Source organism: Methylobacterium symbioticum (assembly GCF_902141845.1).
In the GTDB taxonomy this organism is placed as follows: Bacteria; Pseudomonadota; Alphaproteobacteria; order Rhizobiales; family Beijerinckiaceae; genus Methylobacterium; species Methylobacterium symbioticum.
On the sequence record NZ_CABFPH010000092.1, the window covers coordinates 1 to 19,803 of the forward strand.

15 protein-coding genes and 1 pseudogene are annotated in these 19,803 nt (G+C 69.3%); 7 read left to right on the forward strand and 9 right to left on the reverse strand.

Going from position 1 to position 19,803, the window contains the following annotated elements; genetic code table 11:
* Nucleotides 1-150 precede the first annotated feature (150 nt).
* The 4 genes from MET9862_RS22640 to ppk2 all read left to right on the forward strand — a co-directional run bounded on the left by MET9862_RS22640 (nt 151) and on the right by ppk2 (nt 5,999).
* Nucleotides 151-633, forward strand: coding sequence for a hypothetical protein (locus tag MET9862_RS22640; protein WP_244612855.1), 483 nt, complete (start codon nt 151-153; stop codon nt 631-633).
* Between the two features lie 139 nt (nt 634-772).
* Nucleotides 773-1,891: an efflux RND transporter periplasmic adaptor subunit gene (locus tag MET9862_RS22645; RefSeq protein ID WP_142585109.1), complete on the forward strand. Its 1,119-nt coding sequence runs from the start codon at nt 773-775 to the stop codon at nt 1,889-1,891.
* Between the two features lie 4 nt (nt 1,892-1,895).
* Nucleotides 1,896-5,090 (forward strand): efflux RND transporter permease subunit, encoded by a 3,195-nt coding sequence (locus MET9862_RS22650; RefSeq protein WP_142585110.1) that lies wholly within the window; start codon nt 1,896-1,898, stop codon nt 5,088-5,090.
* Nucleotides 5,091-5,156: 66 nt separating this feature from the next.
* On the forward strand, nt 5,157-5,999 hold the full coding sequence (ppk2, locus tag MET9862_RS22655; protein WP_142585111.1) for a polyphosphate kinase 2: 843 nt from the start codon (nt 5,157-5,159) through the stop codon (nt 5,997-5,999).
* Between the two features lie 102 nt (nt 6,000-6,101).
* Here ppk2 and MET9862_RS22660 read toward each other — a convergent pair whose 3' ends face one another.
* The 7 genes from MET9862_RS22660 to MET9862_RS22690 all read right to left on the reverse strand — a co-directional run bounded on the left by MET9862_RS22660 (nt 6,102) and on the right by MET9862_RS22690 (nt 14,832).
* Nucleotides 6,102-6,524 (reverse strand): phospholipase A2 family protein, encoded by a 423-nt coding sequence (locus tag MET9862_RS22660; RefSeq protein ID WP_244612856.1) that lies wholly within the window; start codon nt 6,522-6,524, stop codon nt 6,102-6,104.
* Between the two features lie 67 nt (nt 6,525-6,591).
* Nucleotides 6,592-6,957, reverse strand: coding sequence for a PRC-barrel domain-containing protein (locus tag MET9862_RS22665; RefSeq protein WP_142585112.1), 366 nt, complete (start codon nt 6,955-6,957; stop codon nt 6,592-6,594).
* A 72-nt stretch (nt 6,958-7,029) separates the two neighbouring features.
* Entirely contained in the window at nt 7,030-7,437 is a 408-nt protein-coding gene (locus MET9862_RS22670; protein WP_142585113.1) for a hypothetical protein, read from the reverse strand.
* 472 nt (nt 7,438-7,909) lie between these two features.
* On the reverse strand, nt 7,910-10,117 hold the full coding sequence (locus tag MET9862_RS22675) for a hypothetical protein (protein ID WP_142585114.1): 2,208 nt from the start codon (nt 10,115-10,117) through the stop codon (nt 7,910-7,912).
* A gap of 124 nt (nt 10,118-10,241) precedes the next feature.
* A complete protein-coding gene (locus MET9862_RS22680; protein WP_142585115.1) occupies nt 10,242-11,888 on the reverse strand; it encodes a bifunctional aspartate transaminase/aspartate 4-decarboxylase in 1,647 nt (548 codons plus the stop codon).
* A 25-nt stretch (nt 11,889-11,913) separates the two neighbouring features.
* Nucleotides 11,914-13,593, reverse strand: a complete 1,680-nt coding sequence (gene aspT / locus MET9862_RS22685; RefSeq protein ID WP_142585116.1) for an aspartate-alanine antiporter — start codon at nt 13,591-13,593, stop codon at nt 11,914-11,916.
* A 321-nt stretch (nt 13,594-13,914) separates the two neighbouring features.
* Nucleotides 13,915-14,832, reverse strand: a complete 918-nt coding sequence (locus MET9862_RS22690; protein ID WP_142585117.1) for a DUF4344 domain-containing metallopeptidase — start codon at nt 14,830-14,832, stop codon at nt 13,915-13,917.
* A gap of 496 nt (nt 14,833-15,328) precedes the next feature.
* On the opposite strand from MET9862_RS22690, the gene MET9862_RS22695 reads away from it, so the two are divergent.
* Entirely contained in the window at nt 15,329-15,667 is a 339-nt protein-coding gene (locus MET9862_RS22695; RefSeq protein ID WP_142585118.1) for a hypothetical protein, read from the forward strand.
* A 147-nt stretch (nt 15,668-15,814) separates the two neighbouring features.
* Here MET9862_RS22695 and MET9862_RS22700 read toward each other — a convergent pair whose 3' ends face one another.
* A complete protein-coding gene (locus tag MET9862_RS22700) occupies nt 15,815-17,116 on the reverse strand; it encodes an AraC family transcriptional regulator (RefSeq protein ID WP_142585119.1) in 1,302 nt (433 codons plus the stop codon).
* A 767-nt stretch (nt 17,117-17,883) separates the two neighbouring features.
* On the opposite strand from MET9862_RS22700, the gene MET9862_RS22705 reads away from it, so the two are divergent.
* The gene (locus MET9862_RS22705) at nt 17,884-18,387 is read left to right on the forward strand and encodes a hypothetical protein (RefSeq protein WP_142585120.1); all 504 of its coding nucleotides are present in this window, start codon (nt 17,884-17,886) and stop codon (nt 18,385-18,387) included.
* A 586-nt stretch (nt 18,388-18,973) separates the two neighbouring features.
* Here the strand turns inward: MET9862_RS22705 and MET9862_RS22715 are convergent.
* A complete protein-coding gene (locus tag MET9862_RS22715; protein ID WP_142585121.1) occupies nt 18,974-19,273 on the reverse strand; it encodes a hypothetical protein in 300 nt (99 codons plus the stop codon).
* Nucleotides 19,274-19,665: 392 nt separating this feature from the next.
* Between MET9862_RS22715 and MET9862_RS22720 the strand changes: the two are divergent.
* Nucleotides 19,666-19,803, forward strand: a pseudogene (locus MET9862_RS22720) (UDP-glucose 6-dehydrogenase); the annotation flags it as partial.

Here is a 19,803-nt window from a genome sequence, read left to right on the forward strand (position 1 = left end):
CGTCATCGAAGGCCACATTGTGAGGCCTGACACACGTCCGATCGAAGACCCCGCCGAAATCTCAAAGATCATGCTTGCCAAACAGGGGGCATCCACACACGTCCCGGGGCTTCGCGCCTCGGTCGGCGCGTGCTCGCCGAACTCAAGCGGATGGCCGCGATCTTCGCCTATCTCTGGACGGTCTTCGGCATCCTCGTCCTGCACGAATGGATCGTGCTGTCCCGTCACGGGATCGATTACCGCTTCTACGGCCTCGCATTCGTCAATTCGTGGATCCTGGCGAAGGTCGTTCTGGTCACGGAGCATTTCGATGTGCTGCCGCGCTGGGTCGGCCGGCCACCGATCTACCGGATCGTCACACGCTCCATCGGTCTCGCGCTGATCCTCGTCGCGGCCTATGCGCTGGAGGAAACGGTGATCGGGCTCGTCCGGGGACGCTCCCTGGCCGACAGCCTGCCGATGGTTGGCGGCGGCGTCCACGGCTACCTGGCGATCAGCGTGATCATGGCGGTCGCCCTGGTCCCGTATTTCACCGTCCGGGAACTCGGTCGCGTGCTCGGCCGCGAGCGGCTGCGGGCGCTGATCCTGTCCGAGCCAGCGCCGCCGTCGAGGCTCGGCGAGGAGGATCGCTGAGCCGGGCCGCCGGGCAATCACCGCGCGGCGATGGGCCCGCCCCCGCGCGGCTGCCGGATGTCCTCTTCGATCAAGCCAGTGAGGCGTGACCTGCAAGGATGGGGCGCCACCCTGTCCCGTCGGATGGGCGGAGACGATCATGATCCGCGCCCCTGGACTGCTCCTCTGCCTGCTTCTCGCGAGCGCCCTGCCGACCGGCGCGGCGGCGCAGAGCGAGCCGGGCGGAGCCCTGCCGGTCGGCACGGTGGCCGCCCGCCGGACGGCGATCGACAAGACCCTCGACTTCGTTGGCCGGGTCGAGGCCGTGAGCCGCGTCGAGGTGCGCGCCCGCGTCACCGGATTCCTCGAAGCAGTCCTGTTCAAGGAGGGCGACCCGGTCAAGGACGGCGCCGCACTCTACCAGATCGAGCCAGACCTGTTCCAGGCCGCCGTGACCCAGGCGCAGGGCGCGCTGGAGCGCAGCCGAGCCGCCCAGACCCTGGCCGCGATCCAGCTGCAGCGCGCACAGGAGCTGGTCGATCGCAATGCCGGCACCCTGGTCGCGCGGGATCAGGCGCGCGCCGCCCTCGACCAGGCCAAGGGCGCCGTCATGGGGGACGAGGCGAGCCTGCGCACCGCTCAGATCAACCTCGGCTACACGAAGATCGCCTCGCCGATCGCCGGCCGGATCGGGCGCACCAGCGTGACGAAGGGCAACGTCGTGGGACCCGACAGCGGGATCCTGACCACCATCGTCAGCCAGGATCCGATCTACGTCGCCTTCCCGGTGAGCCAGCGCGAGTTCCTGCGCGTCCAGCAGAGTGGCGACCGGCCCGATCGCAGCCGGATCTCGGTGCGGATCCGCTTCTCCGACGGATCGGTCTACGGCGAGGTCGGGCGGATCAACTTCGTCAATATCAGCGTCGACCGGACCACCGACACGGTGCTCGTGCGGGCGAGCATGCCCAACCCGGCGGGCGATCTGCGCGACGGGCAGCTCGTCCAGGTCGCCCTCCAGGCCGGAACCCCCGAGGAGAAGGTCGTGGTGCCCCAGGCCGCCCTCGTCGCCGACCAGGGCGGCGTCTACGTCTTCGTCGTCGAGGACGGGCGGGCGGTGACGCGACGCGTGAAGCCGGCCGCGGGTGCGAGCGGGGCCGACATCGTGCTCGACGAGGGGCTCTCGGGCGGCGAGCTCGTCATCGTCGACGGGCTCCAGCGGGTGCGGCCGGGCCTCGCCGTCCGGGCGAGCCCGGTGGCGCCCACGGCGAGCAGGACCTGACCCGATGCTCTCCTCCGTCTTCGTCGACCGTCCGCGCCTCTCGGTGGTGATCGCGATCGTCACCTCGATCGCGGGAGCGCTCGCGCTCCTCACCATCCCGGTGGCGCAGTACCCCGACATCGTGCCGCCCCAGGTCTCGGTGACCACCACCTATCCCGGCGCCGCGGCGGGGGTGGTGGAGGCGACGGTGGCGCAGCCAATCGAGTCGCAGGTCGTCGGCGTCGACAAGATGATCTACATGAAGAGCGTCAGCGGCAACGACGGCAGCTACACGCTCACCGGCTCCTTCGAGCTCGGCACCGATCCTGACATCAATGCCGTCAACGTCAACAACCGGGTTCAGATCGCGCTGGCGAAGCTGCCCGAGGACGTGCGCAAGCAGGGCGTCACCGTCAAGAAGAAGTCGTCGGCGCTGCTCGGCGTGCTGGCCGTCTATTCGCCGAAGTCGACGCAGGATCCGCTGTTCATCTCGAACTACGTGACCATCAACCTGCTCGACCGGATCAAGAGCACGCCCGGCGTCGGCGACGCCACCCTGTGGGGCCCGCAGGACTACGCCATGCGCGCCTGGGTGCGCACCGACCAGCTGACGGGCCTCAACCTGACGACGGGCGACGTCATCGATGCCGTGAAGGCGCAGAACGTGCAGGCCCCCGTCGGGCGGATCGGCGCCCGCCCGATCTCGGACGATCAGCAGCTCCAGCTCAACATCCAGACGCAGGGGCGGCTGACCTCGACCGAGCAGTTCCGGAACATCGTGCTGCGCACCAATCCCGACGGCTCGCTGCTGCGCCTCGGCGACGTCGCCCGGATCGATCTCGGCGCGGCGAGCCTCGACCGGGAGACTCGGCTGAACGGCAGCCCGGCGACGGTGATCGCGATCTACCAAGCGCCTGGCGCCAACGCGATCGCCACGCTGACGGAGGTCCGGCGCAGGGTCGCCGACCTGGCCAAGGCCTTCCCCGAGGGCCTCGAATGGAAGGTGACCTACGACCCCACCGCCTTCATCACCGAGACGGTGCACGAGGTGCAGAAGACCCTCGTCGAGGCCTTCGTGCTCGTCGTCATCGTGGTGTTCCTGTTCCTCGGGAGTCTCAGGGCGACGCTGATCCCGACGCTCGCCGTGCCGGTGAGCCTGATCGGCACCTTCATCGCCCTGAAGGCGGTGGGCTACTCGGCCAACTCGGTCTCGCTGCTCGCGATGGTGCTGGCGATCGGCATCGTGGTCGACGACGCGATCGTCGTGGTCGAGAACGTCGAGCGCGTGATGGAGGAGCATCCGGACCTGTCCCCGCGCGAGGCGACGAAACGCGCCATGGCGGAGATCACCGCGCCGATCATCGCGATCACGCTGGTCCTGCTCTCGGTCTTCGTGCCGGTGGCCTTCGTGCCCGGCATCTCGGGCGAGCTGTTCCGGCAATTCGCCGTGGCGGTCGCGGTCTCGATGCTGCTCTCGGCGATCAACGCCCTGACCCTCTCCCCCGCCCTCTGCGGCGTGCTGCTGCGGCCCCATCACGGGCCCCGGCGCGGCATCATGGGCTGGGTGATGCGCGCCATCGACGCCGTGCGTGACGGCTACGGCGCGGCGGTCGCCCGGATCGTGCGTCTTTCGGCGATCGGCCTCGTCCTGGCGGTGGCGGCCGCCTACGGCATCGTCCAGCTCGCCAAGGTCACCCCGACCGGCTTCCTGCCGGAGGACGACCAGGGCGCCTTCTTCGTGGTGGTCCAGCTGCCCGAGGGCGCCTCGGTCGGGCGGACCTCGGAGGTCGCCGCGAAGGCCGAGGCGATCCTGCGCGAGGAGCACGCGGTGGCCGACTACACGTCGGTGGTCGGCCTCAACTTCATCGACAACTACTCGCAGAGCAACGCGGCCTTCATGGTCGTGACCCTGAAGCCCTTCGAGGAGCGGAAAGGGCCCGGCGACGGCGCGGCGGCGCTGATCGCCCGCCTCGGCCAGCGCTTCCGCGAGATCCCGGGCGGCACCGTGGTGCCGCTCGCACCTCCGCCGATCATCGGCCTCGGCACCGGTGGCGGCTTCGCCTACGTGCTGGAGGACCTGCGCGGCGGCGACTCGAAGGAACTCGCCCAGGCCCTGCGCGGCCTGATCGTGGCGGCCAACCAGGAACCGCGGCTCGAGCGGGTGTTCAGCACCTTCTCGGCGACCAACCCTTCCGTCTTCCTCGACATCGACCGCAACAAGGTTCAGATCCTCGGCGTGTCGCTCGATGCGGTGTTCCAGGCGCTGCAGGCCTCGCTTGGCGGATACTACGTCAACGACATCAACCTGTTCGGCCGCACCTGGCAGGTCCAGGTCCAGGCCGAGGCCGCCGACCGCGCCCGAATCGACGACATCTACCGCATCAACGTGCGCAACCGGGACGGCCAGATGGTGCCGCTGCGCAGCCTCGCGGAGGTGCGCATCGTGGTCGGTCCCCCGGCGCTGATCCGCTACAACAACCTGCGCGCGGTGACCCTGCAGGGCTCGCCCGCCCCGGGCGTCTCGTCGGGCCAGGCGCTCGCCGTGATGGAGGCGGTGGCGGCCCGGACCCTGCCCGCCGGCTTCGGCGGCGAATGGACGGACACCGCGTTCCAGGAGAAGCGCGCGGAGGGCAAGACCGCGATCATCCTCGCCTTCGCGGTGCTGTTCGCGTTCCTGTTCCTCGTCGGCCTCTACGAGAGCTGGACGATCCCCGTGCCGGTGCTCCTGTCGGTCACGGTCGGCATCCTGGGCGCCTACGCGGCCATGGCCTGGGGGCGGCTGACCCTCGATCTCTACGCCCAGATCGGCATGGTCGTGCTGATCGGCCTCGCCGCCAAGAACGGCATCCTGATCGTCGAGTTCGCCAAGGAGCAGCGCGAGAAGGGCGTAGCCCTGCGCGAGGCGGCGACCGAGGGCGCGCGACTGCGCTTCCGTCCCGTGATGATGACCTCCTTCGCCTTCATCCTCGGGCTGCTGCCGCTGGTGGTCGCCACGGGCGCCTCGCAGCTCGCCCGGCGCGACGTGGGCACGCCGGTCTTCGGCGGCATGATCGCCGCCTCCTTCATCGGGATCTTCGTGATCCCGCCGCTCTACGTCGTGTTCCAGGGCCTGCGCGAGCGGGCGTGGCGCCTGCTCGGCGGCAAGGGCGCCGCACGACCCAGGACGCCGACGGCACCGAAGGCGCCGGCCGGGACGCCGGGGCACCTGCCGGCCGAGTGATCAGCACCGGGTCGCGCCGCCGGCCTCCCGCGCCGGACGGTCCCGGATCTCGAAGGGAGACCGCCGATGCACGATGTCGATGACGCCGCGCTCGCCGAGACCCTCGCCGAGTCCGGTCCCCTGGCGGAGCCGGGCACCCGGCTCAAGCGCAAGGCCTACGAGCGCGCATTGCGCAAGCTGCAGGTGCAGCTCTGCCACCTGCAGGCCTGGGTGCAGGCGACGGGCGCGCGGATCATCGTGGTGTTCGAGGGCCGCGACGCGGCCGGCAAGGGCGGTACGATCAAGGCGCTCACCGAGCGCGTGAGCCCGCGGGTCTTCCGCGTGGTGGCGCTGCCGGCTCCCTCGGACCGGGAGAAGAGCCAGCTCTTCCTGCAGCGCTACATCAGCCACTTCCCGGCCGGCGGGGAGATCGTGATCTTCGACCGCAGCTGGTACAACCGCGCCGGCGTCGAGGCGGTGATGGGCTTCTGCGGCGAGAAGGAGCAGCGCCGCTTCCTCGATCTCTGCCCCCGGATCGAGAACTTCATCGTCGATGGCGGGATCCACCTGATCAAGTTCTGGCTCGAGGTCGGGCGGGCCGAGCAGAAGCGCCGCTTCGAGGCGCGGATCGACGATCCGCTGCGGCACTGGAAGCTCAGCGGGATGGACCTCGAATCCTATCGGCGCTGGTACGCCTATTCCCGGGCCCGCGACGCCATGCTGGCGGCGACCGACACGGACGAGGCACCCTGGTACATCGTCCGCTCGGACGACAAGCGGCGCGCGCGCCTCAACTGCATCGCGCACCTCCTGCACCTGATCCCCTACAAGGAGCAGGCCGCCAGGCCGGTCGCGCTGCCCAAGCGCGCGAAGGCGGATGCCTACGATGACACGCTGCGGGACCGCCGCTTCGTGCCCGAGCCGTACTGATCCGGGCTCGGCGAACGGGCCGGATCCACACGGCCCGGAGCCGGACGCGAGGGCTCCCGGCGCCGAGGCGGGCCCCCGGCCCGACCGGCCGCTTGCGCCCGGTCAATAGGCCCGGCCATAGGCCGTGGCCGGGACCCAGGGTCGCGCGGCGGGTGCCGGGCGGTAGGCCACGACCGTCGGCACGGTCGGGTCGAACGGGATCATCCCGGCCCCGAAGGCGAGGAAGCCGGCCGCGGCGCGCACGTCGTCGGGCTGCCGCGGGTCGCGTGAGATGAGCGCCGCCTCCCTCTGGAGCCGGAGGTTGCAGGCCTGGGAGGGGAGCCCGTTGGAGGGCGTGCAGGCGTCGTGCCGGGCGCAGGCCGCGTCGAGCGCGTCGATCGGCGGCAGAGGCGCGTTGTTGCCCAGGCCGCAATAGTTGCCGTGGATCAGCCAGGCCGGCGCCCGCGCGTAGCGCAGGGACTGAGCCTCGGCCGGCGAGGCCAGGCCGATCGCGAGGAGGAGCGGGATCGCGCGCGTGCGTGTCATGGTCGTGCCCTCGGTGTGAGGCCCCGTGTCGAATCTCCGGCGCCCGCCGTTCCCTCGCGCGGCCACGTCAGCGCGGCGGCAGGGCGCGGATCGTCCGTGTCGACCCCGAGACCGTCAGGGTGGCCCCGTCCTGGCGGAGGGTCGGAACCGGGATCGCGATGTCGCCGCCGCCGAGCCAGCGGCGCCTGGCGACGATCGCCACGAGCGTGTTGCCGGCCTCCGAGACCCGCACCTCGCGCACCTGCCCGACGCGGCTGCCGTCGTCGGCGTAGAGCCAGCGCCCGCGCAGGGTCGGCATCAGCGAGGCGGCGCTCATCTGCATCACCGAGTCGACGGGGTCGGACAGCGTCGAGCGGACAGGCTGCGCCGCCGCGCAGGCCGGGATCAGCGTCAGGAGAAGTGCGCGCGCCGCAGCGCGCCCGAGCCGGTTCATGGCCTTGCTCCGGCGAGCGCCCGACCCGCGGCCCGGCCCCTCCCGATTGGCTCCGCCGCGGACGGTCGCCGTTCAATAGGCGCGGCAGACGCCAGCATAGCTGTCGTAATAGGCGTAGGGACCGCATCCACCACCGGTCGATCCGTAGTAGCTGGCCGCCGCCGCGGCACCGACGCCGGCAGCCGCCAGCCCGACGCCGTAGGGCCTGTACCCGTAGCCGTAGCGGCCGTAGCGCCCGTATCCGTACCCGTAGCGGCCGTAGCCGCCGCGGTAGCCGCCCGCCACCGCGCCGCGATAGCCGCCTGCCCGGACGCCGTGGAAGCCGCCGCCCCGGAACCCACCACCCCGGAACCCGGCGCCATGGAAGCCGCCACCGCCCCGAAATCCGCCGCCGCCGCCACGAAAGCCACGGGCGTCGGCCGCGACGCTGGTCACGATCAGGGCGGCGAAGGCCGCAGAAGCAATCAACAGCGATTTCATGAGACGATCCCTTCGCGGAGGGCGACGTTGCAGGTCATCGCGAAGCGGCTCGGTCGATACGCCTCGACGCGAGCGTCCCCGGGTTCGACCTGTCGGTCGTTGAACCGTAGGTCCTCGACCGTAAGACTGAGGCCAGGCTGTCGCTTGATCCGTGGGGACAATTGCCGCCTACGGGCGGCGGCGCGCCGGCCGCTCCCTCGATTCCGCGTCGTTAGCCGATGCCGGTCGGACCCGGAGCGCCGTTCCAGAGCGTCTTCCGCCGAAGTGGATGCCGGTTCCGCACGACGCGTAGCATCGCCGCAGTCGCGCCCCTCGCGCACCCAGGCCCCCTGGAACCCCGCGGGCGCGCCCTGCGCCGCCGATCCCGCACCGGCCATCCAGGGTGCGCGGGCGAGGCCTGTCAGGCGAAGAACGGTTCCCGTCGCGGTGTCCTCCACGCCGAATCCAGTCCGTCGGAGGCCGTTCCGCATGCTCAGTCCGGCGGCCGGAAGCGTTCCGAGGCCGGCGGCTCGTAGAGCCGGCCGTCTGGCGCGACGGCGCCGGCGAACGCGGTGTCCGCCGGGACGGCTCGGCAGGCGAGATGCCCGTCATCCGCCTCGTCGACCCGGCAGGCGGATGTCCGCGCCAGCGCCCCGGTCACCAGGGTGAAGTCGCCCCGCTCGGGCGCGCGGAAGCCGGGATCGCCCTGCCGGCCCTGGAGCTCGAACGTCGCCAGCCCGCCGAAGGCTTGCGGGAAGCCATTGCTGCTGACGTCGTGGTCGAACGCGCTGGCAAGGCCCGGCAGGTCCCGCCCGTTCTCGTCCAGGGGAAGCCATCGGAAGCAATCGAAGAAGGGCAGGCTTCCCCGCGCACCGGGAAAGCGGCCGAGATCGTCCGATCGGATGAACTCTTGCCCGCACGCGGCCGCGTCGAACGTCTCGGGCCGGACCTTGCAGAGTTCCGGCTCGTAGCCCGGCGTGCCAGGCTCGCAGAACAGGATGGCGTTGTTCCAGTGCCGCAGGTTGGCGGCTGCGCCGATGCCGGTGACGGGTGCGCGCAGATACCAGCTGTTGTTGAACAGGTAGATCGAGCCTCGCGTCGGATAGCGGTACGTGTCCGCCGCCGCCCCTCTCGGTGGCAGCGCCAGCTTGACGACGCGGCCTGCGACGCTGGCGGCGCAGGATTGCTCCGCCGCGTCCATCCGGTCGATGCGGCCGGATGCATCGACCGCCTCGATGCCGACCGGAAGCCAGCGCGCCTTGAGATAGTCGAACCGGCGGTCGAGGGCCGGATCGAAGCCCGCCGACTTCGCTGGAGCGGGGATGGGGCTGCGCCGGCAGGGGGGACCGCCGGACGCAGCCGCCGACCAGCCGAGCGCCGGCATGTCGTCGAACCAGCCGCGGTTGCCGTAGATGTAGACCGGGCCGCCCGCCATATCATCGAACGAGAACCAGGCATGGGCGTTGTGGATCCGGTTCCGGACCACGTGCGCGTCGATGGCCCAGGTCTCCAGTTCGACCGGGTTGTCGCGGATGTAGGAGAACAGGTTCCCGGAGATCCAGATCTTGGCGTTGTAGGGGCAAATGGCCGGCGAGAGACTGGAGGCCGGGAGGTCCTCGCAGCCGCTGGCCTTGAGGCGAACCCCGTTATAGGCCGACAGGACCGTGTTGCGGCGGAAGACGACCGGGCCTTCGAGATCGGCTCCGCCGAGAAGCGCACCGTTGAAGTGCTCGTAGGCGCCGTGATGGCTGACGCCCCAGGGGATGCTCCGCCACATCAGGCCCGGGCAGCCCAGTTCCGTCGTGCGGCCGTCGCGGCACCGGAACGGCCCCTCGCGGCTCAGGCTCGCCGCGTCGTAGCCGCTCGTATCCTGGATCCAGGTCACGTCCTCGACGGTGATGTGGTCGGAGGGGCGGCCCGGTCGTCCGCGTGCGGCGAGACCGTAGCTGCTGCCGATCACGAGCGCGCGGCGCAGCGTGACGCGCCGGCTGCCGAGGGCGCGAACCGCCACCAGCCAGCAATCCTGGAAGGTCAGGTCCTCGACGACGACGCCGTCGACCCGATCGAGATCGAGGCAGGCCGCGTCGGCCAGGCGTCCGGTCCGGCCGATCGGGATGGCGGGCCGGGCATTGACCGCACGTCCTCCCGCTGCGGTCGCGGGGACCGCCGATTCGAAGACGGCCGCGAGGAGGTCCGGCTTTCGAGGGGTGGCGAGGGCGCTGTAGAGATCGCCGCAGGCGTGCTCGGCGAGGTCCTCCGGCATCGGGCAGTCGCGCACCTGTTCGATGGTCCGGCCGACCAGCCGGGTCCGCGCGCCGAGCCCCCTGATCACGATCGATGCGGGCGCGGCGGTGGTCTTCTGGGACAGGACGACGTGCGCGCGGTACGCCGTCGTCGCGGCCGGATCCGGCGTATCGAGGAGCAGTTGCACCACGTCGCCCGGCAGGACGGTCCGCATCGTGTCCGTGGAGAACGCCTCGGTCCGCTCGGCGGCCAACCGGCCATCGGCGGCATAGCCCGGCCCGGCGCCGGTCGGCGTCACGAAGATGGTCCGCGCCGCGGCCCCGTGGGCGGCCAGGGTGGCGAAGACCAGCACCAGCACCAGCGCGAGCCGGAGGCCGGCTTCGCGCCCGCGCGGACGGAGTGCGGTCGCCGCCCTGGCGAGGGTCCGCCAGGGCCGCCGCGAAGAGCCGGCGCTCATCTGCATCCTCGTATCGATCGCGCGCACGAAGCGGTCGGCGCCCCTCTGCCCCCTCGGATCTCCGCCATCCGCGACGGCCGGGCCGCACCGCTGCCCGGCCGTCGCGCGGCCGCAGCCGCCAGGCCTACTCGGCCGGCGCCTCCGCGACCTCCTTATGCTCCTGCATCGTCCGTCTGCGGGCCTCGTAGGCGTCCCTGTAGCCGCGCGCGACCGCCCGCACGCCGCGCCCGATATCGTCGTAGACATCGTCCGGGAGGTTCGCGAGCGAGACCCGCAGCGACCAGTTGGGCGCCTCGAAGCCGCCGCCGTTGAGCAGCACGATCCCGTGGACCTCGGCCAGCCGGAAGGCGAGGTCGAGCGGATGGACGTTCTTCTTCAGATACTCGACCGCGTCGTCGCCGATGTTCTTCCGCGCCCAGAACTCGAAGTCGATGAGGCCGTAATAGGCGTCGAAGTTCGGATTGGGGGTGAGGTGGAGGCCCAGGCCTTCGATCATCGACCAGGCCCGCCGGTGGACGATCTCCATACAGGCGGCCTGATAGGCCTTCTGCTCATCCATCAGCTCCGCCAGGGAGAACAGGCTCATCATCACCTGCTGCGGCAGCGAGAGGCCGGCCGTGTGGTTGAGCGCCACGTCGCGGCTGTCGGCGACGATGCGGTCGATGAATTTGAGATCGCGCGGCTGGAGCGTGAGAGGGCCGTAGCGTCGGTCGAGGGCGGTCACCTCGGCGGCCGGCAGCGCGGCGATCGCCCTGTCGAAGATGTTGTCCTCGTGGATCGCGATCACGCCGAGGCGCCAGCCGGTGCAGCCGAAATACTTGGAGTATGAGTACACCCCGATCGTGTTCTGCGGCAGCTCACCGAGCAGAGAGTGGAAGCCCTCGACGAATGTGCCGTAGACATCGTCCGTGAGGATCATGAGGTCGGGACGCTTGGTCCGCACGAGTTCGGTGATCTTCGCGACCGTCTCGCCGCTCAGGGCCATGCCGGTGGGATTGCCCGGATTGACCAGGAAGAAGGCCTTGATCTTCGGGTCGAGAAGCTTGTTGATCTCCTCGTCCGTGAACTGGAATTTGTTCTCCTGCGGGGCCTTGATGTGGACCACGTTCAGGGCGTAGTCCTCGAGATGCGTCATCTCCAGATAGGGGGTGAAGATCGGCGTCCCGAGCGCGATCGTGTCGCCCGGCATCAGCAGCCGGTTCGCCTTGAGCGACTTGAACAGGTAGCACATCGCGGCGGTGCCGCCCTCGACCGCGTAGAGGTCGAACTTGCCGGCCGGCTTCTGCCCGCCGCACATGGCCCACATCAGGTATTCGTGCACGATCCGCTCGTTGTGGACCAGCATGCGGTCGGGCACCGGATAGTTGTCGCCGATGATCGAGTCGACGAGCTCATGAACGAAGGCGTCCGGCTCGAATCCGAACGACGTCACCGCATAGGGGACCATGGCGGACAGGAAGGGCGCGCCGGGCGTGTCGGGACGCTCGGCGAGCCAGGCCTCCAGGCGCGGGGCGATGCCGGCGGCCTGGGGCATCCCGCCGAGGCCGGCCGGGTGGCTCATCACCCGCTTGCTCTCGGTGAGCGCGAACTGCCCGAGGAGGAAGAAGGCCTCCCGCGGCGCGGTGGCGATCCAGTTCGGGTTGCCGCGTCCGGCATTGAGGAACGCCGACTGCGTTCGCCGCGAGGTCGACTTCGCGAGCTTGATGAGCTCGTCCTTGATCTCGAACGGGCTTAGAGTCTCGAACTCCTTGAGTTTCAGCGTTTCCGTCATGGTGACGCTCCTGGATCAATCGCGTTTAAGTCGAAAGCAGGACGATGGCCATGCCATAGATGGTCAACACAGTATTTCCGATGGCGTAGGGCATTCCGTATCCGAGCGCCGGGATCTTGCTCTTGGCGGCCTCCTGGATCATCCCGAGGGCGGCCGTGGTCGTGCGCGCGCCGGCACAGGCGCCGAACAGGATCGCCGGGTGAAACTTGAAGATGTATCGGCCGATATAGACCGAGAGGATCAGCGGCACCGCCGTCGCCACGGCGCCCCAGAGGAACAGCGTCAGGCCGACTTCCCGCAGTCCCGCCACGAAGCCGGGCCCGGCCGTGATGCCGACCACCGCGATGAACACGTTGAGACCGAGCGTGTTCATCAGCCACAGGGCCGGCCCCGGGATGCGCCCGAAGACCGGGCGGATCGTCCGGAGCCAGCCGAGGACGAGGCCGGCCAGCAGCGCGCCGCCCGTGGTCGACAGGCTGATCGGAATGCCGCCGATCTTGTAGCTCAGGGCGCCCACCAGGCCGCCGAGCACGATGCCGGCCCCCAGGAAGGCGACGTCGGTCGTCTCGACGGCACGGTCCGGATAGCCGAGGCGCTTGATCGCCAGCTCGACATGGCGGCGGCTGCCGACCAGGGTCAGGATGTCGCCGCGCAGGATCTGCGTGCCCGGCAGGACGGGGATCTCGACCATGTTGCGCATGATCTTGCGCAGGTACACCCCGCGTCCCCACTCGCTCCCGGACAGGTCCTGCAGGGTCTTGCCGCTGATCTGCCTGTTGGTGACGAAGACATCGACGAACTCGGCCGGCAGATCGAGCAGCTCGCGGTCCTGAACCTCTTGGAGGATCGGGTTGATCGTCTCGACGAGAAGCTCCCGCCGGCCGGAGATCGCCACGATGTCGCCGGCCTCCAGCACGGTGTCGGCATCCGCCTCGATGATCGTCGGGCCGCGGCGCAGGCGCTCGACGAAGACCCGCAGACCCGGCCAGATCTCCCGGACCGGAAGCCCGACCACGGTGCGGTCCTGCGAGACCCGGTAGGCGCGCAGCTCGATGGCCCGATAGGCGGAGGTCAGACCCGCCTCCGGGCTCGTTCCGCCACCGAGTTCCGCCTCGTAGTCCTTGCAGGCCTTGACGAGGTCGACGCCGATCAGCTTCGGGCCGAGCTGAGCCAGGATGATCGCCGAGCCGATGGTGCCGAAGATATAGGTGAAGGCGTACCCGATCGGGATCTGATCGTTGTAGGTCTTGACCTGCTCGGGCGAGAGGCCGAGGCGCGCGATCTGATCGGAGGCGACACCGATCGAGGCGGAGATCGTCTGCGATCCCGCGTAGAGCCCGGCCGTGTAGCCGAGGTCCAGCCCGGCCAGGCGGGCGCAGAGCAGGGGCGCGATCAGGCACAGGGCCAGGACGACGAGGGAGAAGCCGATCTGTCTCGGCCCCTCCTTGCTCAGGCCGCTCATGAATTGCGGGCCGACGCCGTAGCCGATGGCGAAGATGAACAGGATGAAGAATGCGGCCTTGACGTTCGGCGAGATCGTGATGCCGAGCTGCCCGATGACGACGGCGGCCAGCAGGGTGGCGGTGACGTTCCCGAGACTGAATCCAGCGATCTTTCGGGAACCGATCGAGAATCCGATGGCGAGCGACAGAAAAATCGCCAGTTCTGGATAGCTCCGCAACGTGTCGACGAACCAGCCGATCATAGCCGCACCCCCTGAATCGAAAGCGTGACCTGTCCAGAATTGGAGTGTTACAAATCGCGCCGTTTCAGGCGCGGCCGATCGAATGAGCGTATTTATGGAATCTGATTAACGGAATAATTTTAGAAGTTTTGCCAAATTATGCGCGCATGATGCAGTCTTGCGATGATATTGTGCGACGAAATCGGATCAGTAATTCGGCGATCCAAGCATTTTGTCCGGATGCTGCTTGATCGAATGGGACAACATCGAGCCTTTGTCGAAGGCCGAGCTGTAATTCACTGGCGATGCGGGGCGAGAGGCCTTGTGGGACCGGTGCGGAGGTCAGCGACGTGGGCGCGCGCCCGGCGGCTTCGCGAACGCGCGCCGCAGCGCCTGTCCCTGCCGCGGCGGCGCCCGCAGATGAGGCACGAGGAGCGCCTGGAAGGCGTCGGCGACCTGGCCGTACTCCTCCTCGCACGCGGTCGCGCGCTCGGTCGGCAGAAACCCCTTCTCGACGATGTAGCCGTAGCGGCGCCGGTCCGAGCCATAGGCCAGGCAGGCGAGATTGTAGAAGCGCTGCCAGGACAAGCCGTGCGCGTCCGCGAAGGCTCCCCGGTCGAGCGGCTCGCGCTTGCCCAAGGAGGCGAAGAAGTAGCCGCTGCCGTTCACCACCGTGCGTGCATCCGCGGGGCCCAGATGCAGCAGAACCAGCGCAGCGACCTGATCGGCTGCATCCTCCTCCCGACCGAGGATCGGAACCCTGAGAAGATGAAAGATGGCGTGACTGCTCTCATGGAAGAGGATCTGCAGCACGGGGCCGCGGATCGCCTCGTCGCGCGACACGCCGGCCGGTGAGGTTTCCGCCGGAGCGACGTTCCGGATGCTGTCGATCAGTTCGTAGCAGGTGGTGATGGTGTGGATGCGCGGGTCGTACCAGGCATTGGGTTCTCCGGAGCACGCCGTCAGCCGATAGGTCAGTCGCCGGCTCAGCTTGAACAGGCTGAAGGCTGTCGCCACGCGCTCCAGCACGCGTCGCTCACGCATGATGGCGTAGATCTCACGATAGGCTTGGTCCTTGGGCGCATCATAGACGACGCGCGTGGCCTGCCGATCCGGGTGCCTGAGGCCGCGGGCCCCGGCACCGGTCGGCCCCGTGGATCCGAGGATGATCGCACAGCACAGGGCGGTGCCTGCGACGTCCCGGATCGTCACGGACGGCGCCGGACAGGCTCTACCCGCGCCGTCGGCACCGATCGGCATCACCACACCGGCACGTCTGCAACCCCGCTCCGCTTCACCCGGATGGCGGCGCGACGCGCGGACGGGGCCGATGGCGCCTCATGACAGGCGCCGCCGCGACGGTTCGAGGCCCCGATGCGCTGGCCAGCAGGTGCGATCGATCCGGCAGAGGAACGCATGGCCTTGGCCTCCCTCCACCAATTGGCGGCGTGTATCGATGCGCGCTTGATCGAATGGGACAGGAGAAATGCTATTTACGGCGCGATTCACCATAGACAAATAGTGTAAATCTCGACATGATTTCATCAACTTGGTCGCGTCGATGCGACTCGGTCTTTCGGCGAGCTTCGGTTCGGCCGGGCAAGCGAGCCCGCACCATGATCACGGTCCCGTCGGCGCACCGGCATCGGGCTCGCCGTTCCCGTCGCGACGTGATGAATCCGAGGGCAAGCAATCACCCCGTGATCTGAACACTCGTCATCGACGGGCTCGGCACGGGGCGGCACGGAGGTGCATCATGCGCACATGGCTCACGTCCGCGATGGCGGCCCTAGCGCTCGGGATCGTCTTCACCTCGACCGCCGACGCACAGCGGTTCGGCTATGGCTGGCGTGGCGGCGGCTTCGGCTATCGCGGCCTCGGCTGGCGCGGAGGCTGGGGCGGCTACCGCGGCTGGGGATACGGGCGCGGTCTCGGCTACGGTGCCGCGGCGGCGGGCATCGGCTTCGCGACCGGAGCAGCGCTCGCCTCAGGCTACGGCTACGGCTACGGGTATCCGTACGACGGCTACGGATACGCGCCGGTCACCGACGCGTATGACGGCTCGCTGTACGGGTATGACGGGTGTGGCTGGTGACTCTGGATGACCGGGCGCTGAGAGCCTGTCTCGATGCCTGCTGATCCGGGCTTCGCGTCCGAATTCTCCGGTGCACCGCCTATCGCCGGCGGTCAGGCCGATCGGATGGAGCGTACGGACGGGCGGGCACATGCGGGGACGGATGATTCAGGCGCCCGGCGCAGGATCGGCGTGCGACCGGTCCGGTGGAAGAACCCGAGCCGGATCACGGTCGCGCCGATACCCGGCCAGGGGTATGCCCCGTGCGATCAGCGTGTTGCCGGCCGGAGCGGCTCGGCTCTCGGCCATCGCGGCCACCTCGCGCTCGTCGGCGCGCGGCTGCGCGCGTTCTGGCCTGCCGGCCGGAGTTGCGCTGGGCTGCGGCTCGGCGCCGTCCGGCTCGTCCGTCGGTTGGGGACGGCTCAGGCGTCTCCAGGCGGTGGGCGTCATGCCCGACCAGCGCCGGAAGGCGTGCGTGAAGGCGGAGGGCTCGGAGAAGTCCAGAACGGCTGCGATCTGCGCCATGCTCATCCCGGTGTCGGCCAGCAACTGTCGCGCCACCCGGAACTGCGCCTCGCCGGCAAGCTGCCGGAAGCTCGTCCCCTCGGCCTTCAGGCGCCGGCTCAGGGTGCGGCGATGCACCAGCCTGAGCCGGGCCACGCGGGCCGCTCTGCAGCGCTGCCGGGTCACTGCGGTCCGAAGGTATCGGCGAAGTTCGTCCGTCAGCGTGCTGCTCTCCAAGGCCTCGAGCCAATGGACGCGCTCCTCCGCCTTCCGGCGCAGGCCCGGGTCGGCGCCGGCGATCGGCCTCTGCAGAAGGACGGCCGGAAGCACCAGGGCGGCCATCTCCTGGTCGAAGCGGACGGGCGCGCGGAAGAACGCCCCGTAGGGCTCGGCCTGGGCCGGGGTCGAGCGCGGCAGCAGCACTTCGGTCGGCGCCCAGTCGGGCCCGCACAGCGCGCGCAGGATGTTGATGGCCTGGGCCAGGGCCCTCTCGGAATGCAGGGCCGCCCCGTCGGCCTCGGGCTCGTAGGGAGCGTAGCTGAGCACGGCGATGTCGTCGTGGACGCCCAGGCCGAAGACGGCCCCCTGGTCGCGCACGCTCAGATGCGCTTCGAGGGCGTGCAGGGCGTCGCCGACGGTCTGCGAGTGGCGCAGCAAGACGCCGAGGAGTCCCAGTGCCGACAAGGCGGTCCGTTGCCCGACAAGCAGCCCGAGATGGGGGCAGCGCGTGTGGGCGGCAGCGAGCGCCATGAGACGGCCGAGGGCGGTGAACGAGACGAATGTGCCCTCGCCGTCGCCGTCGAAGAGATGTGGATCGAGAGCCGCCTCGGCGACGAGGGCACCGGGATCGGCGCCGAGTTCGACGAGGACGGGATAAATCTCCTGGGCCGCTTCGAGATGGACGAAGCCGGACGTTGGCGCCTGGCAGGCCTCGTGGAGGAAGGCCTCTTCGGGAGGCGCTGCCAACCGTTCAGTTGCGCGCAAAGTAGATGACGCTCGCACAGGACGTTATCCTGTTCTCGAATCGAACGGTCCCCCTTAACGTAGGTAAAGCGCTGGGCTTGGCGCTGTCTTGATCGGATGGGACATCGCGTCTGGCTGGGCAACGGCTGCACGAAGACTGGCCGTGCCGGCCGCCGTTGCTCAGCATGGAAGCAGAGCGGCCGCCCCGGATCTGGGACCGATTCCGGCGCCGCAATCCGGTGGGGGCGATGCGACGGGGAGAGCGGCAGCCGCGACGCTGTCACTCTATGGCGGGACTGTCGCGACCGCCGTCATCGTCAGCGTTCCGCGCGCCGCTTTCGAACCAGCGGAATGTGCGGATGGGACCACCACCAAGACCCGGACCTTGGGAATGCGGCGCCGACATCAGCGACGGATGGAGCGGCGTTCCTGACAGCATTCCTCGATCTGTCGATCCCTCTGGCATAGGACCGGGCCCGCGCCACGATCGAGCATCGCCGCCCGCCGGGTGCGCGGGCATCGGGAGCCCGATCGCGGTTGTCCCGCCTGATCAAGCGGCGCTCGGGGAACGCGCCGACAGTGGGCCCGACCGCACCCCGCGATGCGGGTGCCGCGCGCGGCTCCGGCGGCGCGGCTTCCTGCCCGTTCAGGAGCGGACCGGGCCCGAGCGCGCGGGTTCGTCCCCACCGCTGCGGAGACGCTGATCGCCCGCGGAACCTGCGCCGCTCGCCGCCCTCCGCCGGCCGATGCCGTGAGACAGGGAGACGACAATGGAGATGCTGCCCACCCAACCGGTCTCGACCTTCGCGTCCGGCGATACGCCCTTCATGTCGGCCGCCGATCTTGCCGGCTACGCGGCCAGCATCAGAACGGCGCGGGCCATCCGAGAGCGCGAGGGCCTGGATCAGGCCGACAAGGCGCAGGCCCATCTCATCAAACGGCTTTCCGACCCCGTCGAGCTGACGCCCGAGAAGGTTGAGGAGATCACCGCGACGCTCCTGCACAGGCTGCGCGTCGCCGCCGAGCAGGGCAAGACGGAGCTGCAGGTGATGCGCTTTCCCAACGCGCTATGCGCCGACGGCGGACGGGCCATCACCAATGTCGAGGCGGACTGGCCCGAGACCCTGACCGGCCGCCCGCGCCAAGCCTTCGAATTCTGGCGCGATCGCCTCCGGCCGAGAGGCTACGGCCTGCGCGCGTCGATCATCGACTGGCCGCACGGCATGCCGCGAGACGTCGCCTTCTTCCTCACCTGGGAAGCGGCAGAACCCTGATCGGTCTGCCCGGCACAGGAGACCTGCCATGGCTGTTCTTCAGGTCGCCGAGGCCGGTCCGTGCGTCGAGTCCGTCGCTACCCGGTCGTTCCATACCCGGATCGCCAGGGTCTATCAGCGTCGTACGAGGCGCCTGAGCTCGAGCGCTCTCCGCCATGCCAGTTTGGCGAAAGAGAGCGTATCAAAACAGAGGCTTAGAGCCGTTGTCGTAGCGTTCGGCCGCCGCTCTCACGCGCTCTTGACGCGCTTGGATTGTCCGACGGATCGCCTCAGCCGTCGTGGCGCTGCCGTGGAGAACCTGTCCCGTGGCGCATCCCTCCACGTGGTCTCGGACGTGCCACCACACAAAAGGACCTAAACATCTCGGCAGGCGAATCCGGGCTCGATGCCGAGATCATCCGCAAACGGACGCGTCAGCCCGGGGCCTGCTTTCGACGCATCGTCTCGTCCGGTCGCCGGATCCTCCAACGGACCGACCCGTCGACCGTCTCCTCGGCAGCCTCGTCGGGAGGCAGGAGCAGGCCTGCGGCGCGGCTGGCCACCTCGCCCGCACCCGATGGAGCGACGCACGGGGTGCGGGCCACCCTCAGTGCGCCGTCGCCTCGCGCAGCCGCGACTGTGTGAAGAGGCTGGCACCGGCCGCCGGACCTGCGACCCTGACGAGCACGCCTTCCTCGCAGGTTCGGGCGATCCTCAGTCCGAGCGGCTGCAACCGCTCCCGCTCGACGCAGTAGGCCGCGATCCGGGCGCGCCCATATTCGGGCATCCCGGTGATCAGCCGGTCGAACTCGGTCTCATCCGCGCGGAAGAGGGCGGAGATCAGCTCGATCGGGATCGGATACCGGGCCAGGGTCGCCGCTGAAGGCCGGTTGGATGCCGCTGTCATGGATGCCTCGCCGCCTCGATGATGCGGCAGGATCCGGCATGTATGGTTAACGGTCCGTTGCGCCAACCTCGACCGAGCCCGCACCGCCACCCACGGGAGGCCCGGACCGCAGCGCGCGCCGACAGCGCCGAACTCGAAGAGCGGCTCGACGATCAGCTGCCAAGCCCGGCATTTCCGGAAGCCTAAGCGCCGAGTGCAATTTCGGAAATAAAAAGTCTAGACTTCGATATGGAATAGATCGGATTGAGGCTCGTCGATATTCGGATATCTAACAGTTTGCGCGGACATCCGTCAGTAATGGCCGCTGCCGATCGCTCGGCGAAGGCCTGGACATTTCCATCCCGCTGTGCGAGCGAACCGCACGCCCGGAGGGCAGCTGAGGACAGCATTTCATGCGGATCGCGATGATCGGGTCGGGCTATGTTGGGCTTGTGTCTGGGGCCTGCCTTGCCGATTTCGGGCACGGGGTGGTGTGCATCGACACGGATCCGGCCAAGATCGAGGCGCTGCGGGCGGGTCGGATGCCGATC